Raw genomic sequence first — 23328 nt, 5'->3', positions numbered from 1 at the left:
ACTATGACACTGGCAAGTCAGTTAAACGACAAGCAACTTGAAGCGATGAAATACACTCAAGGACCCTTGTTAGTGCTTGCAGGTGCAGGTTCAGGCAAAACTTCGGTGATTACCCGAAAAATTGCCTATTTGGTTAAGCATTGCGGGATTCCTGCGCATCGTATTACAGCGATGACTTTTACCAACAAAGCAGCACGAGAAATGAAAGAGCGTGTGACCAAATTGTTGTCACGTGAAGAAGCTAAAGGATTATCGGTTTCGACTTTCCACACCTTTGGTCTGAATTTATTACGTTTTGAATTAAAACACACGCCGTTAAAAGCCAACTTCTCTATTTTGGATGCCGATGACTGTAAACGTATTCTGATGGATTTAATGCACCGCGATAATTTGTCGGGTGCAGAAAGCAAAGAATTGATTGCCAAAGCCATGAAGATGATTTCGGACTGGAAAAATGATCTGATTGCACCAGAGCAGGCGCATACCACCTGCGAAACGCCAGAAGACATCCAGTTTGCACATTTATATCAACTTTATGAACGTAATTTACGTGCCTATAACGCGGTAGATTTTGATGATTTAATTGTAATGCCGACACGACTTTTGCAAGAAAATGCCGAAGTGCGTGACAAGTGGCAAAACCGTGTTCGTTATTTATTGGTCGATGAGTATCAGGACACCAACACCGCACAATATATCTTGGTGAAATTACTTGTGGGCGTAATGGGGCAGTTCACTGCGGTAGGTGACGACGACCAATCGATTTACGCTTGGCGCGGTGCGAAGCCTGAAAATATGGCCTTGCTGAAAGATGATTTCCCGAATTTAAAAGTGATTAAACTTGAGCAAAACTATCGCTCGACCAGTCGCATTTTAAAAGCGGCCAACACCGTCATTGGCAATAATCCACATATTTTTGACAAAAAACTGTGGTCAGATAAAGGTCATGGTGAAGTGATTCGGGTAATTACATGCCGCAATGATGATGATGAATCAGAACGCGTGGTTAAAGACTTACTCACGCATAAACTGATGAATGGTAAAAGCTGGAAAGATTATGCAATTTTGTACCGAGGGAACTTTCAGGCACGTATTCTGGAAACCCAATTACGTCAAATGCAAATTCCTTACAAGCTTTCGGGGGGGCAGTCATTCTTCGCACGTGCTGAAATCAAAGACATCATGAGTTATTTGCGTCTGATTATTAACCCTGAAGATGACAGCGCATTCTTACGCATTATTAACACGCCTAAACGCGCGATTGGTCCTGTGACTTTGGAAAAACTAGGGCTGTTTGCACAGGAAAACCATTTGTCATTATTGGCTGCTGCAGGTGATCAGCGCCTAACCATGGCAATTCCGAAAAAAGCCACGACGCAGTTGGCAGAGTTTTCAGATTTTATTAGCAATTTTACGCGTAACTTATTGGAAGATGATGAACCTGTGCCAATCATCCGTCAAATGATGCTCGAAGCAGGTTATATCGACTACATTAAAGAGCAAGCAGCTACCCCTGCGCAGGAAAAAACCAAGCTAGATAATATCGAAGTTCTATATAGCAGCATCCAAAGTTTGATTAACCGTGCTGAAGATGTCGATGAAAAGAATATTGAAAGCGTGATTCGTAAAATGGTGCTGCTCGATATGCTCGAACAGCAACAGGAAGAAGAAGACACTGATAAAGTCAATTTACTCACCCTGCATGCGTCCAAAGGCTTGGAATTTCCGTACGTGTATTTGATTGGTTTGGAAGAAGAGCTTTTACCGCATAAAAACTCAATTGTGGCAGATACTGTCGAGGAAGAACGCCGTTTGATGTACGTGGGGATTACTCGTGCACGTCAGGGCTTAACCATTACTTTGGCAGAGCAGCGCAAAGCGGGCGGGCAAATGAAACAAATGACCCCAAGTCGTTTTTTGGATGAATTACCACAAGATGAATTGGAATGGCTCGGACGTAAGAAAAAGTTAGCCGGTGATGTCGATCCGAAATTACAGGCACAGCATTATTTGGAAAATTTACGTGCCTTAATCAAGCGCTAATTTTTTGAAAATACTTAGGGCATTGATGCAAGTACAGCATCAAATGGCACATCGAAAATCGAAAGAAAATTGAAAATTTAAAAACAGGATAAACTTCATGAAAGTTCAAGTTAAAGTCTTAGATTCACGTTTAGGCACAGAATGGCCAATGCCAACTTATGCAACCGCAGGTTCGGCAGGTTTGGACTTACGTGCTTGTGTAGACAGCAGCACCGTGATTGAGCCGGGTCAAACAGTCTTGGTCAAAACAGGTTTAGCGATTTATATTCAAGATACAGGTTTTGCAGGCATGATTTTGCCGCGTTCAGGCTTGGGTCACAAACATGGCATCGTGTTGGGGAACTTGGTGGGTTTGATTGATTCAGATTATCAGGGTGAATTGATGGTTTCGGTGTGGAACCGTAGCCAAACAGCATTTAGCTTAGAACCTGGTGAGCGTTTAGCGCAATACGTTTTGGTTCCTGTGGTACAGGCCAAGTTTGAACAAGTAGATGAATTTGTTGCCACCGAACGTGGTGCAGGTGGTTTTGGGCATACGGGCAAAAACTAAGTTACTTAGGTTTCAGCCTATATCGTTTGGTAAAGTTTTATCTGAAACTTTACCAACAATTCTTGAAAAGTAACGAAAGATGTACTAATAATGACAAGTAAATCACTAGCTCTGATGAGACCATTGCACATCTATTAAAAAATCTAATTAGAATTTTCAAAATATCTCGAGCCAAGATTTATTCACTTTATGTTGGCTCATCTTTGTAGTTGTAAGCCTATGAACAATCCACAAACACTTTTTCCTCAGCATATTTTTCGCGCTTACGACATTCGTGGCAAAGAAACTGTGCTGACCGCGAAATTGGTACACGCCATTGCACAAGGATTGGTGCAACAATATCAACAAGAAAAGCAAACTCAAATTAGTATTGGTTATGATGCGCGTTTAAATAGCCCCGCTTATGCTGAAATTATGCGCCAAGTCTTTCTTGCCCATCAATTTCAAGTGACGATGGTGGGTTGTTGTTCTAGCCCGATGTTGTATTTTATGGCACGACACACGGCAGGCAATGGCATTATGCTTACGGCCAGTCATAATCCAAAATCAGACAACGGCATTAAATGGATTGTGCAGGGCGAACCGCCAACCCCTGAAATGATTCAACACGTGGCACACGATGCAGCGCCATATTATTTAAATACCGATGCAGCACCATCCATCGCCTCACAACACGCCACCAATATTTCACATGAATTTATTGAAGATGCGTGTCAGCAATATCAGCAGGCAATGTTGAACGATATTCAACTGGCGGGCACTTTTAAAGTGGTTTTAGATGGGATGTATGGTTCGGCAGGTCATTGCGCTGCTTTGGTTTTGCAAAAAATGGGCTGTGAGGTGATTGCTTTACGCTGCGAAGCCAATGGTCATTTTCCAGAACATGCACCCGATCCATCACAAGAAAAACACTTACAACATTTAAAAGCTGCGGTGCGTGAACATCAGGCGGACATTGGCATTGCTTTAGATGGCGATGGTGATCGTGTCGTCCTCTTGGATGAACATGCCAATGTGCTTTCAGCAGATCGTTTGCTGTCTTTATTTGCAGAAATGTGTTTAAAAACTCATCCTCAGCATCAAGTGGTGTTTGATGTAAAATGCTCCACTATGGTGCGCAATACCGTGCGTGATTTGGGTGGCGAAGCGGTGATGATTCGCACGGGCAGTACCTTCTTGCGGCGTTATTTGGCGCAGTCGCAAGGCAAGGCTGTGTTCGGTGGCGAATACGCAGGACATTATGTATTCAATGATGGACGTGGTTTTGGCTATGACGATGGTATTTACGCAGCGCTGCGTGTGTTGGAATATTTAAGCCACAGTAATTACAGCAGCCTTTCGGCATTGATGCAGAAATACCCTGAGCGTTGCTGCACTGAAGACACGTATATCAGCACACGGAATATTGAACCGAGTGCGGTTTTAAATGATGTTGAAAGTTCTAGCCATCGCAGTGGTGCAGAATTAAGTAAAATAGATGGTGTAAGACTTGATTTTGAAGATGGATTTGGCATTATTCGAGCATCCAATACAGGCGAATATTTTACGGTGCGTTTTGATGCCGATAATCCATCACGACTGAATGATATTCGCGATACATTTGTTTCCATGTTAAGTGAGCGATACCCTGAAATCGCCCAAGACATTTTAGATGCTCAATAAGGAGAGGCGAATGCCACATCAACAGACTGGTATCGACAAAGCGCAAATTTTGACTGAAGCTTTGCCGTATATTCAACGTTTTGCGGGCAAGACCCTTGTTGTGAAATATGGCGGCAATGCCATGACCGATCCTGAGCTGGAAAGTTCTTTTGCTCGTGATATCGTGTTGTTAAAGACTGTAGGCTTAAACCCGATTGTGGTGCATGGCGGTGGTCCACAAGTGGATTCTATGCTCAAGCAATTGGGACGTGAGTCTGACCGTATTGATGGCATGCGTGTCACCGATCCTACGACTATGGAAGTCGTAGAAATGGTCTTGGGTGGTAGCGTCAACAAATCTATCGTCAATCTGATTAACCAACATGGCGGTCGTGCCATTGGTTTGACGGGTAAAGATGGTAACTTGATTCGCGCACAAAAATTATTGATGCAAAAAACTACTGAAACAGGCGAAGTACAACAAATTGACCTTGGTTTGGTGGGTGAAGTGGTGGGTGTCAAAACCGACGTGTTGGAAATGTTTACCAGCAGCGACTTTATTCCAGTGATTGCACCTTTAGGTGTCGATGATGCAGGCAATACCTATAACATTAATGCCGATTTAGTCGCAGGTAAAGTTGCCGAAGCATTGGGTGCGGAAAAGTTAATTTTGCTGACCAATATTACGGGTGTATTAGACGAAAATAAAAACCTGTTAACTGGTTTGACTACGCAGGAAGTAGATCGTTTAATTGATACAGGCGTGATTTACGGTGGCATGATTCCAAAAGTGGGTTGTGCATTGGATGCAGTTAAAGGCGGTGTAATCAGTGCACATATTGTAGATGGTCGTGTGCCACATGCTACTTTATTGGAAATCTTTACTGATCATGGTGTGGGAACATTAATTACCAACCGTGTCCAAACGCGTAAATAAAACTCTATAAGATGATCCCTAAAAGAGCTTCACAATTGAAGCTCTTTTTTATGTCAAATTTACGGCAAGAAACTGAAATTTTGTTGATTCAGCATCCTTGAAATTGCTTTGCACCTATCCTGCAATCTTAAAATTGTAGTCGCTAAAATCGCGGTCATCATAGTGTCATGCTGCTGTCCTAGTGTAGGAGAAAACATGAGGTATCTATGATGCTACAAAAATTAAATCAGTATCGTCAGCAGTTTAGCTTTCCTATGGTTAAAGTGGGTAAAGCACAGAAAAAAAACAGCAAAGCTACGCAATATGCGTTTGAATGGGTTGAAAATTTAAAGCAACTACAAGAAGTACAGCGCTTTCGTGCACAGCAATTTTCCAAGCAATTTGGCATTGAATTTGAATCGGGTTTAGATCAGGACTTGTACGATTTTGGCTGTGAACACGCCGTACTCAGAGATAAATCTACGGGTGAAATTGTTGCTTATACTCGTTTAAAACTTTGGCAAGGGCATGAGCTAGCCAACAGTTATAGTGCGCACGAGTTTAAAATTATAGATGAGTTAGGGCATCTCTCGAATATTGTCGAAATGGGGCGTACTTGTGTGCATCCACGTTATCGTTCAGGCAAAACACTCTCTATTTTATGGCTGAATTTAGTGCCTAAAGTGTTATGGGAAATGCGTGCCAAACACATGATTGGCTGTGTCAGTATTCGTTTGGAAGGTAATGAAGCACGCGCGTATCATACCCATCAAGCGATTCAACAATTGGCAGAAAATCAACGCTGCGATATTCAGTCACAGCAGCCGTTTGAGCCAAGTTGTCCAAGTCATAGCTTTAGCCAAGATGAACGAATACCTAAACTGTTTGATGTTTATCTGAAAATGAATGCTAAGCTGTCTGAGCAAGCATTTTATGACCGTGAGTTTAACTGTCTAGATTATTTTGTTTTGTTAGATGTGAAACAAATGGCGAAACATTTTATTCGCCAAAAGAAAGTGAAAGCATCTTAACTAGAATAATTAAGCAGAGATTTCTACAGCACTGCATATCTATGAAGTGGTACTGTAGAAATCTATTTATATTTTTCAGATTTGAATTATCCACATGGCTGATGCACAATAATCAGATAATTTCATTATTTGTATAAAGATAAGGCCTTATGTGTCAGTTGCTTGGAATGAATTGTGCGACACCTACCGATATTACCTTTTCATTTCGGGGATTTTCGCAGCGCGCAGGAATCACCTCAGATCATTCTGATGGCTTTGGCATTGCTTTTTTTGAAGATAAAGCTTGCCGTTTATTTGTCGATAACCAGTCTGCAGTGGAATCACCCATTGCAGAATTGATCCGCAACTATCCCATTAAATCGCGTAATGTGATTGCCCATATTCGTAAAGCGACACAAGGCAAAATTAATTTAGAAAATTCGCATCCGTTTAGTCGTGAGTTGTGGGGACGCCAATGGATTTTTGCCCATAATGGTGATTTACATGACTTTCATCCACGTTTATCAGGTCGTTTTACCCCAGTGGGTAATACCGACAGTGAACGTGCATTTTGTTATTTGTTAGATCAATTGGTAAATCGTTTTGGTTATGATGAGCCTAGCCTGACGCAAATTTTTGACTTGTTAGCCGAAATTTCTCCTAAAATTGCAGAACATGGCACTTTTAATTTTTGTTTGTCCAATGGTCAGGCATTATTTAGTTATGCGGTGACCAAATTACATTGGTTGGTGCGTGCTTATCCATTTCAACCTGCACAATTAATTGATTTAGATGTTGAGGTCGATTTTAGCCAAGTTACTACAGCAGAGGATTGTGTGGCAGTGATTACCACTGAACCCTTGACTCAAAATGAAACATGGACAGCATTTCAGCCAGGTGAAATGATTTTATTTCAACATGGACGCCCAATTAAAACCCAAATGACACATATTGCGCGTTTGGAACGTGAGCGTTTAAATCCTGAATTAAGACGGATCACCAAAGCGGATCAATACTAATTTATACGGGTATGTGTGGTTGAAAAATATTCATTTTATTATTGTACAATTCAATTAAATCAAGAATGAAAATGTATAAATTGGTTAATTAATAATTGATTCTTTTAGTCGGGTATTTTTGTTAAAATTTATTTAAATCAATGTCTTGTGTTGTTTTTGTGCGATTTAAACCAATCCCTACCAATTCGCTTCATTTTTATTTATGGGAAATACGGCTACCATTCCGCAATGTGATTAATCATTTATTTCTGTAAGGTGGTCGTATGAAGATGAAATGGGTTCCAGAATACAACACTGGTATCGATGTGATTGACGATCAGCATAAACGTATCCTCGATTATATTAATGAAATTGTTGAAATTAGCGATGGTACAGATCGAGCACGTGTAAAGCAGATTTTAGATAATATTATTGATTACACCCAGTCGCATTTTACGTTTGAAGAATCATTACAAGAAGAAGCGGGTTATAAATACCGCGTACCACATAAACGTGTACATGATTTATTCATTAAAAAAATTGAGTTTTATCGTGATCGTTTTGAAATGGGACAATCCATTGAAGGCGAATTGCATGAAGTTTTATCAAAATGGTTAATTAATCATATTCAACACGATGACGCCGATTATGTCGGTGCAGTGAAAGAGAATATGATGGGTATTATTAAGGAAAATGAGAAGAAGAAAGGTAAAGGCTGGTTCGCTCGTTTCTTCTCATAAGTCTGAAGCCATAAAAATGAAAGAATAAAAATTATAAATTTGCGCAGCAAGCTATCTAACGATAGTTTGCTTTTTCTTTTTTGAGGTTTTGCTTTTCCTTGATGACAAAGGCAAAATAGCCGTAGATTTTTATTAGGACAGCGTCATGCAGGACAATGCTATGTCACGATGGTTATCGCCGCTGATGGCATTTGGTTTATCATTCATTATTATTGCCACACTCGCACCAATGACAGGTATTCAGGTTGAGCGTCAGCTCGACTTTTGGTTGTTGTGGTTAGCAACCATGCTGATTTTGGCATTACCGATTACTTATTTGGAAATTGCCTTAGCCAAACGCTCAAAAACGACAGCATTACAAGCACTTTTAAGTTTAACCCGTGATGCCGATGCTTCTCAAAAATGGCGTTTGGTGGGCTGGCTTGCAGTGGTGTTCATTCCATTTTTAGCAGGCGGTTTGTTGTCTAATGCTGCGCAAATTTTAAATCAATATGCCGCTGCAGACTTGGCTAGTCATGTCTTGTTTGTGATTGTGGCTATTTTCGCACTGGCATTGTCATTAGTGCCGCGTCAAATTTTATTGCTATGTACCGCTGTTGCTGTTGTGGCGGCTTTGGTTTTATCGATGGTGATGGGTTCAGAACTCCCTGCATGGCAAGTCACCTCAATTGAGTTTAGCGAATGGGGCAGTGCAACCGTTTTGGCTTTGGTGGCCAGTGGTTTAGGCATGGGCTTGTACTGGCAAACTAGTTTGCCGCAAGTACAGCAACAATCTGCAGCAACTTCAACGGTATTGCCAATTTGGATTGCTCAGCTATTGGCAGTCGTTGCTTTTGCATTCTTTGCCGTGCAAGCACAAATTCCAGCATTGGCTTTGGTGGTGGCAACTGTTGCAGCAGCAGCGGTTTTATTACAATTGGCACGTGAACAATTGGCACAACGTCAAATGGTGGTTGCGATTCAGTGGGTTGTATTGATTGCAGCAACTTTGGCTTGGGCAATTCCTGCCATTAGTCCTGTATTTAATTTTGCCTTATTGCTTTGGGGCTTAGTTATTTGTTTGATTTACGCTATTTTTGCAGGCTGGATTATGAAAATCAGCCATTTGCGTAAAGCCATGAACTTTAGCAGTGAAGCCTTTTATAACATTTGGCGTATTGCGGTACGTGTGGTGTTACCTGTATCTATCGTAGTGGCGATGGTGGCGTTAATTGGACAGTGGATCGCATGAGTCAAATGGCGCAGGTTTGGGTGGCGTATGCCACACCCGAACAACAATGGCATGTGGCTGTCGCATTTCAGCAGGGCATGACTGTACTGGATGCAATTCAGCAGAGTGGACTTGTGACAGCAACGACTTTACCTGAACCGTTGATGCTGGGTATTTTTGGTGTACGGGTTGAGCCGCAGCATGTATTACAAGCAGGTGATAGGGTTGAGATTTATCGTGCTTTGACCATTAACCCGAAAGATATTCGTCGTAAACGTGCCGCAAAGAACCCAGTAGGGCGTTATGCCAAAAGCAATCGCTTGAGACAATTGCAATGATTTAAAAAACCCCTCAGATGAATTTCAGTGAGGGGTTTCTTTTTATTCTAAAGCGGCTATAGTGGTGGCGCGTTGAGAATCGCTTCTTTCGATCCTGGTAGGCCTGGTTGAGATTCTGGAATCGTTTCCAATCCTTCAACTTTTTCTACAATACCATTTTGATTGAAAAAGATTTTCAAATGCTGACCATGCGCGGCAGGGATCTTGGCTTTTTTAGCATAAGTTCCTGGGATATAGTTGTAAATGTAGTCCCAACGTAATGGATTCATCGGGTCGGCGATGGTAGGACTGCCCAGCAAAAAGCGGACTTGTTGATGACTCATACCGACTTGGACTTTAGACGCTTGAGCTTGGGTTAAAGGTGTACCCTGTGGAATATCGACTTTATAAACGCCCAAGGTCGAACAGCCTGCGAGCAGTGAAGTGACCAATAACGTCAACATGATTTTTTGCATTTTGCTACACTATCCCAAATTAATTATGATGCATTTGATCTTGATCCAGTGTTAGATCATACTGCATCTTAACTTTGTTGCATATTCCAACTTTAATTTTGTTGAGAGACCTTTTTTCATGCCTATTTCAAATCAAGAATTACGCAAAGCTGGACTTAAAGTTACCCTTCCACGAATTAAAATCTTAGAATTATTAGAAAATTCAAAACAACATCATTTAAGTGCAGAAGATATCTACAAAACTTTACTCGATCAGGGTGAAGATGTGGGTTTAGCAACTGTGTATCGTGTGTTAACACAGTTTGAAGCTGCAGGCATTATTGAGCGTCATAATTTTGAGAACAATCATTCTGTGTTTGAAATTATGCAGGAAGATCACCACGACCACTTGGTTTGCTTGAACTGTAGCAAAGTGGTTGAATTTATTAACGATACCATTGAAAAAGAACAGCATGATGTGGCAGAGAAATTTGGTTTTGAGCTCACAGGGCACTCGCTGAATTTATATGGTTATTGTGATGCGCCAGAATGTCGTGAAGCCTTACGCAAGAAATAATTTGCTGTAAGCATAAAAAATAGGCTTCCGTATGGAAGCCTATTTTGTTTGTGTTTAAGCATTGTTGCGAAGTTATTGCCCATCGAAGGTAATATTCGAAGTTGCATGTAACAAGCGCTCGCCACCTTCTTCTGCAAGTTTGATTTGTAGACGCAAATCGTTTGGCGAGTCGGCGTGTTTAAGTGCATCTTTGTAGCTAATTTGCTTGGCTTTATAGAGGTCGTATAAAGCTTGGTCAAAGGTTTGCATACCCAACTCACGTGAACGCTTCATCAGGTCTTTAATTTCGTGCACATCACCTTTACGGATTAAATCTGCAATCAGTGGTGAGTTAATTAAAATTTCAATCGCAGCACGACGTGAGTTGCCATCAATGGTTGGAATTAACTGCTGTGCCACAATCGCTTTCAGGTTTAGCGATAAATCCATGAACAACTGGTTATGACGGTCTGCTTCAAAGAAGTGAATAATACGGTCAATTGCTTGGTTAGCGTTGTTGGCGTGTAGGGTGGCAAATACCAAGTGACCTGTTTCGGCAAAGGCAATTGCATAATCCATGGTTTCGCGGGAACGAATCTCACCAATCAGAATTACATCAGGCGCTTGACGCAAGGTATTTTTTAATGCGATTTCAAAGGAGTCGGTATCAATCCCGACTTCACGCTGGGTAATAATACAGCCTGCATGTTCATGCACAAATTCAATCGGGTCTTCAATGGTAATGATATGACCTTTGGAATTTTGGTTGCGGTAACCAATAATAGACGCTAAAGAGGTCGATTTACCTGTACCTGTCGCACCTACAAAAATGATGATGCCACGTTTGGTCATCGCCAAATCTTTGAGAATAGGTGGCAGTTTCAAGTCATCCATGGTCGGGATTTTGGTTTCAATCCGACGGAGTACCATGCCCGGCTCATCACGTTGTTGGAATGCGCTGACACGGAAACGTGCTGTTTTTTCACGGTTGGTAATCGCAAAGTTACATTCACGGGTTTCGGCAAATTCCTTGCGCTGTTTTTCACTCATAATTGAGTTAAGCAGCTGACCGACAATTTCACCTGTAAGTTTACTTTTGGCTACAGGCACAATTTGTCCATGAATTTTCATGGAAGGTTCAACATCGGCTGTAATAAACAAGTCAGACGCTTTTTGCTGAATCATTAAATTCAGTAAATCATTAAAGTCCATCGCGTATCTCGAATTTTAAACTTATAAGAATGATTCAGGCTGTTTTGCAACCGTACGAGCCGTTTGTGGGCTAATCACACCGCGCGATACCAAGTTTTTCAAACTCTGGTCAAGGGTGGTCATACCGTAGTTGGCACCAGTCTGAATTGCCGAGTACATTTGAGCTACTTTGTTTTCACGAATCAGGTTACGCACTGCAGGAATACCAATCATGATTTCATGCGCAGCTACACGACCACCACCATTTTTCTTGAGCAGGGATTGTGAAATGACGGCTTGTAAAGATTCAGACAACATGGCACGTACCATGTCTTTTTCTTCGGCAGGGAATACGTCAATCACACGGTCAATGGTTTTTGCTGCAGAGGTGGTGTGTAGCGTACCAAATACCAAGTGACCCGTTTCAGCAGCAGTCAGTGCCAAACGAATGGTTTCTAAGTCACGCATCTCACCAACTAGAATAATGTCAGGGTCTTCACGCAGTGCCGAACGTAATGCTTCGTTAAAGCCATGCGTATCACGGTGTACTTCTCGTTGGTTAACCAAACATTTTTTAGATTGGTGTACAAATTCGATTGGGTCTTCGACGGTCAGAATATGGTCGTAGCGATTGTCATTAATAAAGTCAATCATCGCGGCAAGTGTGGTTGATTTACCTGAACCTGTTGGGCCTGTCACCAATACCAAACCACGTGGATATTCACAAATATCTTTAAAGATTTGTCCCATGCCTAAATCTTCAAGGGTCAAAACTTTAGAAGGAATGGTACGGAATACTGCACCTGCACCACGGTTTTGGTTAAATGCGTTCACACGGAAACGAGCCACGCCTGGGACTTCAAAAGAAAAGTCCGTTTCTAGATTTTCTTCATAATCACGACGTTGTTTATCATTCATAATGTCGTACACTAATTTGTGTACTTCTTTATGTTCTAATGCTGGTAAGTTAATTCGACGAATTTCACCATCCACACGAATCAGTGGTGGCATGCCCGCAGATAAGTGTAAATCCGAAGCGCCGTTTTTAGCGGAGAACGCCAATAATTCTGTAATATCCATGAAAGTCCCCGAGATCAATTAAATCTTAATTATTTTGATAGAATAATACGGCTTTCCATCAGCTTAACCAACTGTTAGTTGCTGGACAAGGTAAAAAAAGATGAATGAAATGAGAAATGCATCAATGAATAATCTGCAGCTTATGCGCACTCAGGTTTTGCAACAAATTCAACAGGCATGCCAGTTGGCACAGCGCGAGCCAAATACGGTGCAATTGTTGGCAGTGTCTAAGACTCATCCGAGTGAAGCCTTGCGTGAAATGTATGCGACAGGGCAGCGCGCTTTTGGCGAAAATTATTTGCAAGAAGCTTTGGATAAAATGCAGGCCCTGAGTGATTTAGAAATTGAATGGCACTTTATTGGGCATGTGCAGCGCAATAAAACCAAACATTTGGCAGAAAAATTTGCATGGGTGCATGGGGTAGATCGTTTGATTATTGCCGAGCGTTTATCGAATCAGCGCGATGCTCAACAAGTGCCCCTGAATATTTGTTTACAAGTAAATATTGATGCGCAAGACACGAAGGATGGTTGTCAGCCGAGCGAAGTTGCAGAATTAGTCCGACAGATCAGCCAATTACCGCATTTAAAACTACGCGGTTTGATGGTGATTCCTGCACCTGATCATCCTCAAGCTTTTCAAGATGCCAAACAATTGTTTGATGCAGTGAAAGCACAACATGCACAACCTGAAGATTGGGATACTTTGAGTATGGGGATGTCGGGCGATTTAAATGCCGCAATTGCAGCAGGTTCAACTATGGTACGGATTGGTACAGCATTGTTTGGTGCACGTGACTATTCCAAGGCTTAATTGCTAGATGAACAAAGAATCTGCCAAGATTTTGCAAACATTATCTTGTACGTTTTGGCTGACATGAAATGCGGAATTTTGCGGCTAGTGCTGAAGGTTGGATTTTCTTAATATGAACTTATCGGGAATCAGGGAGTTTCCTAAATAAGAAGAATAAGAAATAGAACAACACGGAAGTGCTTGGTACGACAGGAGTTATACCAAAAACTGAATCTAGAAAGCCTCGACAGGATGTCGAGGCTTTTTTAGTTATGTATGCTGTAAAGCTGTCAAAGTTTTGGCTTGTGTAGATTATTTTTAATGACCTTCACTATTTTTAGAAAGCGCCACTTCCGTCCAGTAAATAGGTGAAGTAGACATTCAAGATTTATTTTCTATCCAGATTCGAATACGGGCAATCAGTAAAAATAGTAAAAAACAGAACTGAAAGAAGCCTGTGAAAATGATGGTCCAACCGCTATTTCCAGGTGTTTTTCTTGCATCCAACTCAATGACTAAAGTGCAGACGGTGAGAATGATTTCAAAAATTAAAACCGCTTTAAAAACCCAAGGTTTAGGGAAACGTATTAACCATGTGAGAAAAATAATACTTAAACTGGGCAATACAGCAAAGAGAATAATCGTTTTTATATCCATAAAATTAAGTACTTAAAGTGTGGGTGATTTTAAAATAAATTCAATACAACTTCATGGAAGCCTAAAATCTGAAATCTCACAGTCATCTCAATAATTCTTCAATCGACAAATAATCTTCAGATTTTAGGCAGTATTGGCTTTAACCCACCACATTGACTTCACTTGCCCCTGCACCCACTGGTTTGACTTGAATTTGCACAGGAATTCGTTCGTGCATTTCCTGAATATGCGAAATCAGCACCACTTTACGTCCCTGACTTTGCAGATGGTCTAAGGCATTCATCACCATGTGCAAGGAAGTCGGGTCGAGAGTGCCAAAGCCTTCATCAATAAATAGCGATTCCAGTTTCATTGAGCCAGATGCCATATTGGCAATTGCTAGTGCCAAAGCTAAAGAAACCAAAAAGGTTTCGCCACCCGATAAAGACAGAACAGGGCGAATTTCACTGTTCATATCTAAATCAATAATCGCTAACCCCAAACTGTCAGGAATACGATGCAATTGATAACGCGAACTCAGTGGTAGCAATTGCTGATTGGCGTATTCCACCAAAATATCCAAGTGATGTTCTTGGGCAATTTTCTTAAATTTTGTCCCTTCTTTATGCCCAATTAAATCGTAAATACGTCCCCAACGATATTCTTCAGCTTTGATATTTTCAATTTGAGTTTGATAGGTAGCAAAAATCCCTTGATTGGTGCTATTCAGGCGTAGCTGTGCCTCAATCTCATTATAGTTTTGCTGTTGTTTGGCTTTGTCTGTTTGCAGCGCTGCCAGTTGCGTGGTGACCTCGTCAAAACTCAGTTGTGGCTGTTGCTTTAAGTGTTTTTGATATTGCTCTTCCAATGTTTGCCAAGCCGTTTTAGCACTCTCCAAACTGTTTTGTTGTTGCTGCAGCATGTTGCGTATTTGCTGATGTTCGGCATAAGAAATCTGTAAACATTTATCAATGATGCTGGCTTGAAAATGCGTGTGTGTCGCTTGCCACGTTGCAATGTGTTGCTGACATTCAGTGTGTTGCTGCATGCGCTGTTGAATTCTACTATCCAAACCATGTTTTTGCAGTTGTAAGTCTTTTAACACCTGTTCTGCTTGATTAAGTACAGTTCGTTGTGTGCTAAGTGCAAGATTGAGTTGCTGTTGTTGCTGATCTAAAGCCTGCTGCCATTCTTGATAGGTCTGATATTCACATCCCGCATGAGTTCTTGTAAGCTGCTTAATTTGATCACGCAGCTCACTTCCTGCAGTTTTAATCTGCTGCAGTTGTAGGGTTTTCTCTGCATGTTGCTGCTGTAAAAATAGCAACTTTTCTTGCACTTGCTGCTGTTGTTGAGTCAGTTGTTCAATCGTTTTGCTCAGTTGAACTTGCTGCTGCTGCAAGTGATGACGTTGCTCTAACTGTTGTAAGGCATTTTGATAGTATTCAATCGGTTGATTGAGCCAAGCGTGTCTTTGTTCTGCATCTAAAAGCGACAAAATAGGCTGTAAACGCTGAGCGAGGTCTTGGCGTTGTTGAATAGCATATTTGAGTTGTTCTGCCTGCTGTGCAGCATTGCGCCATTGTTTCAGGGTATCGTTTGCTTGTTGAATACTCTGCTGCAAGTGTTGAGTGGATTGATGTGTTGTTGCCCAATGTTGCTGTACGTGTTCAATTTGCTTTGCAACAGGCAGCGCTGCATCCAAATCTAAAGATAAGGATGTTGCAAGCTGTTGCACCAATGTCTGTTGTTGTTCAAGTTGCTGTTGCAGTTCAAGACTGCGTTGTTGTTGTTGATGATAAGTTGCATCGTATTGACTGCGAGCACGCTCCAATTGTTGTAGCTGTTTTTGCGCATGCTCAAATTCAGTTTTGGCCTGCTGCAATTGCTGATCCTGCAATTGGTTTAAAGCGTCACTGAGTAAATTTTCATGCTGAATAAACGGATGTTCATGGCTGCCGCAGACCATACAGGCTTCATTCGGTTTTAATTGGGCACGTAAATCCTGCACACTTTGATGCTGCAATAAACGCTGCTGTTCAAAAATCTGCTGTAATTGTTGCAAGGCTTGTTCAGTAATTTGCACTTGCTGCTGTTGGGTTTGAATTTGAGTCTGTGTCTGCTGTTGCAGACTTAAAGTTTCTTGCTGACGCTGTTGTAACTGCTCAAATAGGGTGGTCTGTTGTTGCCATTGTTCAAGTGCCTGTCGCAAGCGCTCTAAAACATGCACACTCTTTAAAGCATGTTGTAATTGCTGTTGCTCTGCCGTGAGTTGCTGCTCAAGTTGTTCAGGATGTTGATATTGTTTTTCCCAAACCAACAGTTGTTGCTGTGTATGTTGTTGTTGCTCAATTAAAGTATCTAATGCAGATTGGAACAGCGTAGGGTTTTGCTGACGTAGTTGCTGTTCAAGCTGCAAATAATCTTGCAGACGTTGCAACGTAAGGGCTAAATTATCATCAAAATTTGCCCATGCCGCAGTCTGTTTGAATTGCTGTTGTAAATGTTGCTGTTGTTGTTGCTCGGTTGCAAGTTGAGTCGTCAGTTGCTTCAAATTATTTTGCACAGGCTGAATTTGCTGCTCTGCAAATAATTTTTGTGCAGCATCCAAAGCGGTATATTGTTGAAGTTTGCTAGAAATTTCATGTTGTAACTGTGCCGCAATTTCAAGTTGTGGTTTCAATTGTTCAACATGCTGCTGCCATGCCTGAAGGTCTTTTTCCGCTTGCTGTTGCTGACTAATCGCTTGCTGTTGTGCGTATTCCGCTTGTTGCAAGTTTGGTTCAAATTTCAAAAGCTGCTGATTCAGATTTTTTAGCTCGGTATCTGCTTGCTGACGCAAGACAAATTGCTCGCGGATGGTTTGAAATTCATCTAAATGTTTGAGCAATTGTTTTTGAGAGGCGAGTTTAAGATCGGCATCGACTTGAACATCATATATTTCTTTTTTAGCTTGGGTGCTGGCATAGAGTTCATGGCAATCTTTGTGCCATTTCACATCATTTTCATACAGTTTTTCGGTTTGGGTCAGCAAAGCTAATTGTTGACTTAGGTCATGTTGTTGGGTTTCTAAGTCTTTTAGTGTTTCATCGCTGAGGAGCACCACATGCCCCATGACATTTTCAAGATCTGTTCGCTTTTGTTTAATTTCACTAAATTTAACGGCTGCACGTTTACTGACTTCGGTAAAAATTTGCGAATTGGTTAAATATTCAAGTAAATCTGCCCGTTCATGGTCTTTGGCTTTTAAAAATGCCCCAACTTCCGATTGTGCCAATAATACTGCGCGTGTGAATTGCTCAAAACTAAGACCAATCAGTTGTTCTACAATCGGCGTAGCTTCAGAAATTTTTTGATTTAAAACCCGTTGTTCATCTAAGCAGGTGATGGCACGTTCAACTTTTAAGTTCCCATCCACTTTATTGTGCGCACGGCGAATTTGCCAACGTGCCGAATAGCGTTTTTGATCAAGCGCGATAAATTCAAGTTCTGCAAAGCCAGAAGTCGTACCACGACGTAAAATATGTTTAGAATCTTTTAAGGAAATTTCTTTGCCTGCGGTATCGGTCAGGCTGCCTGTTGCACCTTTCAAACGTGGAATTTCGTCATAAAGTGCCAAACACATGGCATCCAGCAAAGTCGATTTGCCTGCACCAGTTTTGCCCGTAATTGCAATTAAACCTGCCTGTGCCAGTGGCTCATCTTCAAAATTGATGACATGCGTGCCTGCCAAAGATGCCAAATTATTTAAACTTAAACGTAAAATTTTCATGGCAAATCCTTAAGCTTTATTCTGATCAAGTTCTTGTTGGGCTTCGGCCAAAAGCTGTAAAAAATCTTGGCTCACTTCTGGGTCAGGTTGATAGCCCATTTTTTCCCATAAATCTAAAAATAATTTTTCAGGCGTAGGCGGCTCTAAATCAATTTTTGATTGTTGCACGTTCGAGTTTTCACAGTTTTGAAAGCGTCGTGCAATGCGCAGTAAACGATAGCGGTTGGCAGGCAGTGCTTGTTCAATTTGTTGGCGTAAATCAATGGGTGGCGGGGCATCGCTGATATATTCAATTTCTAAAAAATGCCGTGCGCAAACTTCTGCAATTTCATCTTTTGGCAATTTATTCAGTTCGGTGATTAATTCAGAAAGTTCACAGCGAATCCGAAGCAGCTCTACCGTACGTGGAATAAGCAAGCTTTCATATTGGAAACGCTGTGCATCTGCCTGTAATGGATCAACCCTAACTTCAAGGACTTGGTGTTTATAATTCAGCTCGCTAAATGATAAAGGGATGGGTGAGCCGCTATAGCGAATGTGTGGCTGTCCGACCTGTTGCGGTTTGTGTAAGTGTCCGAGTGCGACATAGTCAATCACCTCATCAAACAGCGCAGTCGATAAGGCTTCTTCATTCCCCACTACAATGGGGCGTTCTGAGTCGGAAGTTTCGCCACCTTGCATGTGTGCATGTGACATTAAAATCAGGGCTTGATCGGGTTGTTTACGGGCTTTGGCTTCTGCAATCAGTTGTTGATGTAAGTAAGCAACCGCAGATTGATTGTCACTGCTATGTTCATTTAAACCTGTAATTTCTGCACTGCGTAAATAGGGCAGGGTCAGACACCATGCCACAATATTTTGCGCAGCGTCATAAATAGGCACTAGGAGTTTATCTAAATCTAATTTTTGCTCGGCTGTTTTGCCAATTACGCCCACAGCTTTGGCGTTGAAACGATCTAAAAAAGGTTCCACTTGCTCAATGCGATAGCCAGAGTCATGATTGCCTGCAATCATTAGGGTTTGCATGTGTGGAGCAAGCGCATGCGCATCGGTAAGGAACTGATAGAGCTGTTTCTGAGCGCTCGAAGCAGGATTGACCACATCAAAAATATCGCCTGCTATGAGCAGGGCATTCGGCTGTTTGCTTTTAATTTGAGTTAAGAGCCAATTTAAAAATTCAGTATGTTCATATTCACGTTCATGGTGATGGAAAAATTGCCCCAAATGCCAATCAGACGTATGTAAAAAATGAACAGCCATGCGTGTTCCAATCTTGATGTTGAATTATGGGATAACTTAACATAACTGAGCGCAACACTGCGGCAAAAAACCAGTTTTCTGCTTTTAAAGCGACAATTTAGGTCGCAGAGATTTTAAAGAGAAGGGAAAGTAAAATCTGTCGTGATCTGTATAGAAAAATATAGAGAGTTAAAATACTGATGTTAGAAAGGCTAAAAAAAGACCTTAAAAAATAAAGACCGACGATTCGAGTGATGATGAAATCGTCGGTCAAAGAAAAACTTGCGATACAGTAAAGCTTTGGCTGCTGTTCAAAGCATGACTGTATGCGATTTATTGCTTTAGTCAGGTCACCGAAAATATTGTGGATGCCATACACATTAACGGTTGTTGTGACCTTGTAGCCTATATAACGTCAGGCTTTTGTATTCGGTTGACAATTTCATGAAAAAAAAATCAATTTTTTTTATACTAGGCTGAATCTTTTGTCTGAGTCATCTTTATGGTATCGCTAAGCCGTTATTTTATCTGGTTTTTCTTGTATTGCTTTGTGATGACCTGTATTTGTGGCGTATTGGCTGCATTATTACCTGCGGGTGTAGGCGGGATTTTAACTGCGGTGCCTTATTTGGTTGCCATGATTTTAGTGCTGTATAAGTTTTTAAAACAACAACGCCGTGCGCCGAATGACAAGGAACGCAAGACATTTACTTTAGGATTTAGCCTGATTTTTTGGGGCTATAACTTGGCGTTTTTATTATTAGGTTTGGCGATATTTTCTCGCCAAAACCCAAGCATTTGGCAAGATTTTTTACAGTATTTGCAACAGCCACAATTTATGAGTGTGGTGGTGATCATGTTCTTGTTGATCGCAATTCCATTGTATCTGCTGACCTATTGGTTTTATGGTAAACAGGCACAGCGTATGGCAGTTAAAATGTTTGGCTGATAAAAGAAGTTGTTAATATCTGATTTTCTTCAAATATACATGATCAGTTATGTGATGATGATTTGCTCAGACTTGAACATTCAGTCTAAATCTCGTATAGCTAAAACTATATTTTTCATCATGCTGAGATTGGAAGATGCATAAACCTTTGGTACTGGTAACAGGGGCAAGTGGTTTTATTGGTTTACAATTGTTGCCATTTTTATTGCAACAGGATTATCGGGTGGTGGGGCTAACCCGACAGCCCAATCGAGTATCCAAACATCCACAATTACGCTGGATTCAGCAGTTAGATGAACTCGACACCGACCAAATTGATTATGTGATTAATTTGGCGGGAGAAAGTATTGGACAGGGCAGATGGACAGCAGAACGCAAACAAAAATTGCTCGATAGTCGAGTTCAGACCACACTGTACTTATATCAATATCTTGAAAAGCGCCGTATTTTCCCCAAGTGTATTATTTCAGGCTCGGCTGTGGGGTATTACGGAATTGACCCGCAGGAACAATGGTCTACATTGTGTACCGAGCACAGTGCAGCACAAGATATTTTTATGTCGCAACTGTGTCAGCAATGGGAACAGGCTGCTTTAAGCTTTAGCCAGCAAAATACTAAAATTATGCGTTTGGGTGTGGTGTTTGGACGCGGTGGCGGCATTTTACCGCAAATGTTATTACCAATTCGTTTAAATGCCGTCGGGCGGATTGGGCATGGACGGCAGCCTGTTGCATGGGTGCATATACAAGATGTTTTACAGGCCATTCACTGGTTAATGATGCAACCTGTAGACGCCAAAATTTTGAATGTGGTTGCACCTGAAAAAACCAGTCAGCAAGACTTTGCCGAAACCGCAGCTCGGCTTTTAAAACGTCGTCCATTTTTGGTGTTACCTGCTTTTGTCTTGCGTTGGTTATTGGGCGAGCAATCGCAATTGGTGCTGAATGGGCAATATGTTAAACCACAAGCGTTAGAACAAGCAGGCTATTGCTTTCAATATCCAAAACTTGAACAGGCGCTAGCGGCTTGTCTGGGTGCATCATCCTCTACTTAAACAGAGGATGATGCTGAGTGTTATGCACAGATTGAGGTGGGCTGTAACTGCTTTGGATCATAAGCGGCAGGATCAACAATCGTTTCTTGCCCAAGCATGAGCTGTCTTAATAACTGCGCTGAAGCAGTGCCCATACATAAGCCATTACGGAAGTGTCCGAAATTCATCCATACATTATTTAGGCTTGGCACTTTGCCGATATACGGCACACCTGTAGGCGAGCCTGGACGTAAACCAGCCCATTGTTTCACAATGGGGAACTGTGCCAATTCAGGCACCATTTCAAAACAAGCCGTTAAAATATCTTGTTGGGTTTGCGGGTTTGGTGTGGTGTCAAAACCAACGTGACGCATACTGGAACCGCATAGCACATGCCCATCTTGACGTGGAATCAAGTACATCACCTTGTTCATGCACATGCTTGGCAACCATTGTGCAGGGGTTTTAAATAACACAATTTGCCCTTGTACAGGCTGTACAGGAATCTCTAAACCCAGTTGTGCCGCCCAGTGCTGTGACCATGCACCTGTCGCAAGCACGATATGATCTGCACGATGCAAGCGACCATCGGCAGATTGAATGGCTTGAATACGATCTTCAGTGATCTGAAATTGCTGAATTGGGCAGTGTTCAAAAAATCGCACGCGCGGATGTTGTTTCAAATATTGCGTGAGCGATTGTAATAAACGCGGATTGCGCACATTGGCAAGTTGTGAGAAATACAGGGCTTGTTTAAATTTGGGGTGGATATGCGGGTTAATTTGTTCGAGCTGTTCCCGATTCAGACATTCAGCTTGCTGCATCGGTTCATGATGACGTTCGGCATAATTTATACCAATCTCAAAATCATCTTCATCAAAAATCAACATGCCTGTTTCATGGATTTCAAAATCAATGCCTGTAATAGGTTTGAGTTTTTCATTCCATGCTTGGTACTGCGGTTTGGCAAATTGGGCTAAGTCATTGACCGCTTGAGGATAACGCCACGGATACATGGGAGAAAGAATTCCACCACCTGCCCATGATGCCGCTTGTGCTGCTTGTTGTTGATCAAAAATACTGATAGAGCAGCCCTGCTCTACCAGTTCGAGTGCAGACAACAAACCGCTGATGCCTGCACCAATGATTGCGATGTGCATGAAAGTCGCCTGTTTATGCCATATCTTTAAGTTTGAGTGCTGCTTCTTCGGCAAAATATGTCCAAATACCATCTGCACCTGCACGGCGGCAACTCATTAGCGATTCAATAATCACACTGTCCGACAACCAGCCATTTTGAATCGCGGCAGCAAGCATGGCGTATTCACCACTCACTTGATAGACAAAGGTTGGCACACCAAAGTTATCTTTCACTTCACGTACAATGTCTAAATAAGGCATGCCTGGTTTTACAATCACCATGTCTGCACCTTCTTGAATATCCAGTGCAATTTCATGCAAGGCTTCGGCACGGTTGCCAATATCCATTTGATAATTGTATTTGTTGCCGCCTTTTAGGTTGCTGGCAGAACCGACTGCATCACGGAAAGGACCGTAAAAGCTAGAGGCATATTTGGCTGAATAAGCCATGATAGAGGTATAGATATGCCCGTTGCTTTCCAACGCCTGACGAATCGCACCAATACGGCCATCCATCATGTCACTTGGCGCAACCACATCTGCACCCGCTTCGGCATGGCTTAACGCCTGTTTAATTAGACATTCAACCGTTTCATCATTCAGGACATAGCCTGTGTCATCAATAATGCCATCTTGACCATGAGTGGTGTACGGGTCGAGTGCGCCATCGGTAATAAGTACCATCTCTGGCAATTCTTTTTTCAGCAGGCGTAGTGTGTTTTGCACCAAGCCATCTTCACGCCATGCTGCTTCTGCGGTCAGGCTTTTGTCTTCTTGTGGTGTGACTGGAAATAATGCCAGTTTAGACACGCCCAACTGCATTAAACGCTCGGCTTTTTTGAGTAATAAGTCTGCCGATAAACGCTGAATATTCGGCATGCTTGGAATATCTTGGGTTTGATTTTGTCCCGGTAAAACAAATACAGGATAAATCAAGTGATCTGTGGTTAAGTGAGTTTCGCGAACCATGGCGCGTAATTGATCATTTTTACGGATACGACGCATACGAGTGGCAGGAAATGCAGGGCGATTGAACGTATAGGTCATAAAAATCTCACT

General features: G+C 41.8%; 21 protein-coding genes. 13 read left to right on the top strand and 8 right to left on the bottom strand.

The genetic code is table 11. From position 1 onward, the window contains the following. Window positions 1–3: 3 nt before the first annotated feature. The 9 genes from FTU39_RS02880 (at window position 4) to FTU39_RS02840 (ending at window position 9446) form a co-directional block, all read left to right on the top strand. Window positions 4–2043 (top strand): UvrD-helicase domain-containing protein, encoded by a 2040-nt coding sequence (locus FTU39_RS02880; protein WP_004975304.1) that lies wholly within the window; start codon window positions 4–6, stop codon window positions 2041–2043. Window positions 2044–2140: 97 nt separating this feature from the next. Further along, complete coding sequence (gene dut / locus FTU39_RS02875) at window positions 2141–2593, top strand: dUTP diphosphatase (protein ID WP_004975307.1); 453 nt, start codon at window positions 2141–2143, stop codon at window positions 2591–2593. A gap of 219 nt (window positions 2594–2812) precedes the next feature. Further along, entirely contained in the window at window positions 2813–4255 is a 1443-nt protein-coding gene (locus tag FTU39_RS02870; protein ID WP_004975308.1) for a phosphomannomutase/phosphoglucomutase, read from the top strand. Window positions 4256–4265: 10 nt separating this feature from the next. Then, window positions 4266–5171 (top strand): acetylglutamate kinase, encoded by a 906-nt coding sequence (gene argB / locus FTU39_RS02865; protein WP_004975310.1) that lies wholly within the window; start codon window positions 4266–4268, stop codon window positions 5169–5171. 209 nt (window positions 5172–5380) lie between these two features. Then, entirely contained in the window at window positions 5381–6181 is an 801-nt protein-coding gene (locus FTU39_RS02860) for a GNAT family N-acetyltransferase (protein WP_026438333.1), read from the top strand. Window positions 6182–6330: 149 nt separating this feature from the next. Then, entirely contained in the window at window positions 6331–7179 is an 849-nt protein-coding gene (locus FTU39_RS02855) for a class II glutamine amidotransferase (protein WP_096902262.1), read from the top strand. 263 nt (window positions 7180–7442) lie between these two features. After that, window positions 7443–7898, top strand: coding sequence for a bacteriohemerythrin (locus tag FTU39_RS02850; RefSeq protein ID WP_154320417.1), 456 nt, complete (start codon window positions 7443–7445; stop codon window positions 7896–7898). Between the two features lie 145 nt (window positions 7899–8043). Next, window positions 8044–9129 (top strand): hypothetical protein, encoded by a 1086-nt coding sequence (locus tag FTU39_RS02845; protein WP_004975316.1) that lies wholly within the window; start codon window positions 8044–8046, stop codon window positions 9127–9129. Continuing rightward, a complete protein-coding gene (locus tag FTU39_RS02840) occupies window positions 9126–9446 on the top strand; it encodes an RnfH family protein (RefSeq protein ID WP_004975319.1) in 321 nt (106 codons plus the stop codon). The genes FTU39_RS02845 and FTU39_RS02840 overlap by 4 nt, the downstream gene beginning before the upstream one ends. 56 nt (window positions 9447–9502) lie before the next feature. Here the strand turns inward: FTU39_RS02840 and FTU39_RS02835 are convergent, their stop codons facing one another. Further along, window positions 9503–9901, bottom strand: a complete 399-nt coding sequence (locus tag FTU39_RS02835) for an outer membrane protein assembly factor BamE (protein ID WP_004975323.1) — start codon at window positions 9899–9901, stop codon at window positions 9503–9505. A gap of 118 nt (window positions 9902–10019) precedes the next feature. Here FTU39_RS02835 and fur point away from each other — a divergent pair, with 118 nt between their 5' ends. Then, complete coding sequence (fur, locus tag FTU39_RS02830; RefSeq protein ID WP_004975325.1) at window positions 10020–10457, top strand: ferric iron uptake transcriptional regulator; 438 nt, start codon at window positions 10020–10022, stop codon at window positions 10455–10457. Between the two features lie 72 nt (window positions 10458–10529). Here fur and FTU39_RS02825 read toward each other — a convergent pair whose 3' ends face one another. Together FTU39_RS02825 and FTU39_RS02820 are read right to left on the bottom strand one after the other, a co-directional pair. Next, complete coding sequence (locus FTU39_RS02825; RefSeq protein ID WP_104852406.1) at window positions 10530–11648, bottom strand: PilT/PilU family type 4a pilus ATPase; 1119 nt, start codon at window positions 11646–11648, stop codon at window positions 10530–10532. Window positions 11649–11669: 21 nt separating this feature from the next. Next, complete coding sequence (locus tag FTU39_RS02820) at window positions 11670–12707, bottom strand: type IV pilus twitching motility protein PilT (protein ID WP_004975327.1); 1038 nt, start codon at window positions 12705–12707, stop codon at window positions 11670–11672. Window positions 12708–12831: 124 nt separating this feature from the next. Here FTU39_RS02820 and FTU39_RS02815 point away from each other — a divergent pair, with 124 nt between their 5' ends. Continuing rightward, on the top strand, window positions 12832–13521 hold the full coding sequence (locus FTU39_RS02815) for a YggS family pyridoxal phosphate-dependent enzyme (protein WP_131261727.1): 690 nt from the start codon (window positions 12832–12834) through the stop codon (window positions 13519–13521). A gap of 360 nt (window positions 13522–13881) precedes the next feature. Here FTU39_RS02815 and FTU39_RS02810 read toward each other — a convergent pair whose 3' ends face one another. The 3 genes from FTU39_RS02810 to FTU39_RS02800 all read right to left on the bottom strand — a co-directional run bounded on the left by FTU39_RS02810 (window position 13882) and on the right by FTU39_RS02800 (window position 19168). Next, the gene (locus tag FTU39_RS02810; RefSeq protein WP_004975329.1) at window positions 13882–14157 is read right to left on the bottom strand and encodes a hypothetical protein; all 276 of its coding nucleotides are present in this window, start codon (window positions 14155–14157) and stop codon (window positions 13882–13884) included. Window positions 14158–14296: 139 nt separating this feature from the next. After that, entirely contained in the window at window positions 14297–17908 is a 3612-nt protein-coding gene (locus FTU39_RS02805; RefSeq protein WP_180051705.1) for an AAA family ATPase, read from the bottom strand. A gap of 9 nt (window positions 17909–17917) precedes the next feature. Further along, window positions 17918–19168 (bottom strand): exonuclease SbcCD subunit D C-terminal domain-containing protein, encoded by a 1251-nt coding sequence (locus FTU39_RS02800; protein ID WP_180051704.1) that lies wholly within the window; start codon window positions 19166–19168, stop codon window positions 17918–17920. Between the two features lie 481 nt (window positions 19169–19649). Between FTU39_RS02800 and FTU39_RS02795 the strand changes: the two genes are divergently transcribed. Next, on the top strand, window positions 19650–20096 hold the full coding sequence (locus FTU39_RS02795; protein WP_004975337.1) for an ABZJ_00895 family protein: 447 nt from the start codon (window positions 19650–19652) through the stop codon (window positions 20094–20096). Between the two features lie 136 nt (window positions 20097–20232). Next, entirely contained in the window at window positions 20233–21150 is a 918-nt protein-coding gene (locus FTU39_RS02790) for a TIGR01777 family oxidoreductase (RefSeq protein ID WP_180051703.1), read from the top strand. A 20-nt stretch (window positions 21151–21170) separates the two neighbouring features. Here FTU39_RS02790 and thiO read toward each other — a convergent pair whose 3' ends face one another. After that, window positions 21171–22289, bottom strand: a complete 1119-nt coding sequence (gene thiO, locus FTU39_RS02785) for a glycine oxidase ThiO (protein WP_004975341.1) — start codon at window positions 22287–22289, stop codon at window positions 21171–21173. 13 nt (window positions 22290–22302) lie between these two features. Continuing rightward, window positions 22303–23316 (bottom strand): porphobilinogen synthase, encoded by a 1014-nt coding sequence (gene hemB, locus FTU39_RS02780; RefSeq protein ID WP_004975342.1) that lies wholly within the window; start codon window positions 23314–23316, stop codon window positions 22303–22305. Window positions 23317–23328 lie beyond the last annotated feature (12 nt).

Origin of the sequence: Acinetobacter sp. YH12099, from assembly GCF_013419195.1 — a bacterium.
GTDB lineage: Bacteria > Pseudomonadota > Gammaproteobacteria > Pseudomonadales > Moraxellaceae > Acinetobacter > Acinetobacter towneri.
The sequence above is the reverse complement of the archived record's forward strand: the minus strand, read 5'-3'. Positions and strand labels throughout refer to the sequence as shown.

Coding starts and splice junctions, on each gene's coding strand:
- FTU39_RS02815 (WP_131261727.1), top strand. CDS start 12,832: ATGAATAATCTGCAGCTTATGCGCACTCAGGTTTTGCAACAAATTCAA.
- FTU39_RS02810 (WP_004975329.1), bottom strand. CDS start 14,157: ATGGATATAAAAACGATTATTCTCTTTGCTGTATTGCCCAGTTTAAGT.
- FTU39_RS02880 (WP_004975304.1), top strand. CDS start 4: ATGACACTGGCAAGTCAGTTAAACGACAAGCAACTTGAAGCGATGAAA.
- hemB (WP_004975342.1), bottom strand. CDS start 23,316: ATGACCTATACGTTCAATCGCCCTGCATTTCCTGCCACTCGTATGCGT.
- FTU39_RS02795 (WP_004975337.1), top strand. CDS start 19,650: ATGGTATCGCTAAGCCGTTATTTTATCTGGTTTTTCTTGTATTGCTTT.
- FTU39_RS02855 (WP_096902262.1), top strand. CDS start 6,331: ATGTGTCAGTTGCTTGGAATGAATTGTGCGACACCTACCGATATTACC.
- dut (WP_004975307.1), top strand. CDS start 2,141: ATGAAAGTTCAAGTTAAAGTCTTAGATTCACGTTTAGGCACAGAATGG.
- FTU39_RS02800 (WP_180051704.1), bottom strand. CDS start 19,168: ATGGCTGTTCATTTTTTACATACGTCTGATTGGCATTTGGGGCAATTT.
- thiO (WP_004975341.1), bottom strand. CDS start 22,289: ATGCACATCGCAATCATTGGTGCAGGCATCAGCGGTTTGTTGTCTGCA.
- FTU39_RS02860 (WP_026438333.1), top strand. CDS start 5,381: ATGCTACAAAAATTAAATCAGTATCGTCAGCAGTTTAGCTTTCCTATG.
- FTU39_RS02805 (WP_180051705.1), bottom strand. CDS start 17,908: ATGAAAATTTTACGTTTAAGTTTAAATAATTTGGCATCTTTGGCAGGC.
- FTU39_RS02835 (WP_004975323.1), bottom strand. CDS start 9,901: ATGCAAAAAATCATGTTGACGTTATTGGTCACTTCACTGCTCGCAGGC.
- argB (WP_004975310.1), top strand. CDS start 4,266: ATGCCACATCAACAGACTGGTATCGACAAAGCGCAAATTTTGACTGAA.
- fur (WP_004975325.1), top strand. CDS start 10,020: ATGCCTATTTCAAATCAAGAATTACGCAAAGCTGGACTTAAAGTTACC.
- FTU39_RS02840 (WP_004975319.1), top strand. CDS start 9,126: ATGAGTCAAATGGCGCAGGTTTGGGTGGCGTATGCCACACCCGAACAA.
- FTU39_RS02845 (WP_004975316.1), top strand. CDS start 8,044: ATGCAGGACAATGCTATGTCACGATGGTTATCGCCGCTGATGGCATTT.
- FTU39_RS02850 (WP_154320417.1), top strand. CDS start 7,443: ATGAAGATGAAATGGGTTCCAGAATACAACACTGGTATCGATGTGATT.
- FTU39_RS02790 (WP_180051703.1), top strand. CDS start 20,233: ATGCATAAACCTTTGGTACTGGTAACAGGGGCAAGTGGTTTTATTGGT.
- FTU39_RS02870 (WP_004975308.1), top strand. CDS start 2,813: ATGAACAATCCACAAACACTTTTTCCTCAGCATATTTTTCGCGCTTAC.
- FTU39_RS02825 (WP_104852406.1), bottom strand. CDS start 11,648: ATGGACTTTAATGATTTACTGAATTTAATGATTCAGCAAAAAGCGTCT.
- FTU39_RS02820 (WP_004975327.1), bottom strand. CDS start 12,707: ATGGATATTACAGAATTATTGGCGTTCTCCGCTAAAAACGGCGCTTCG.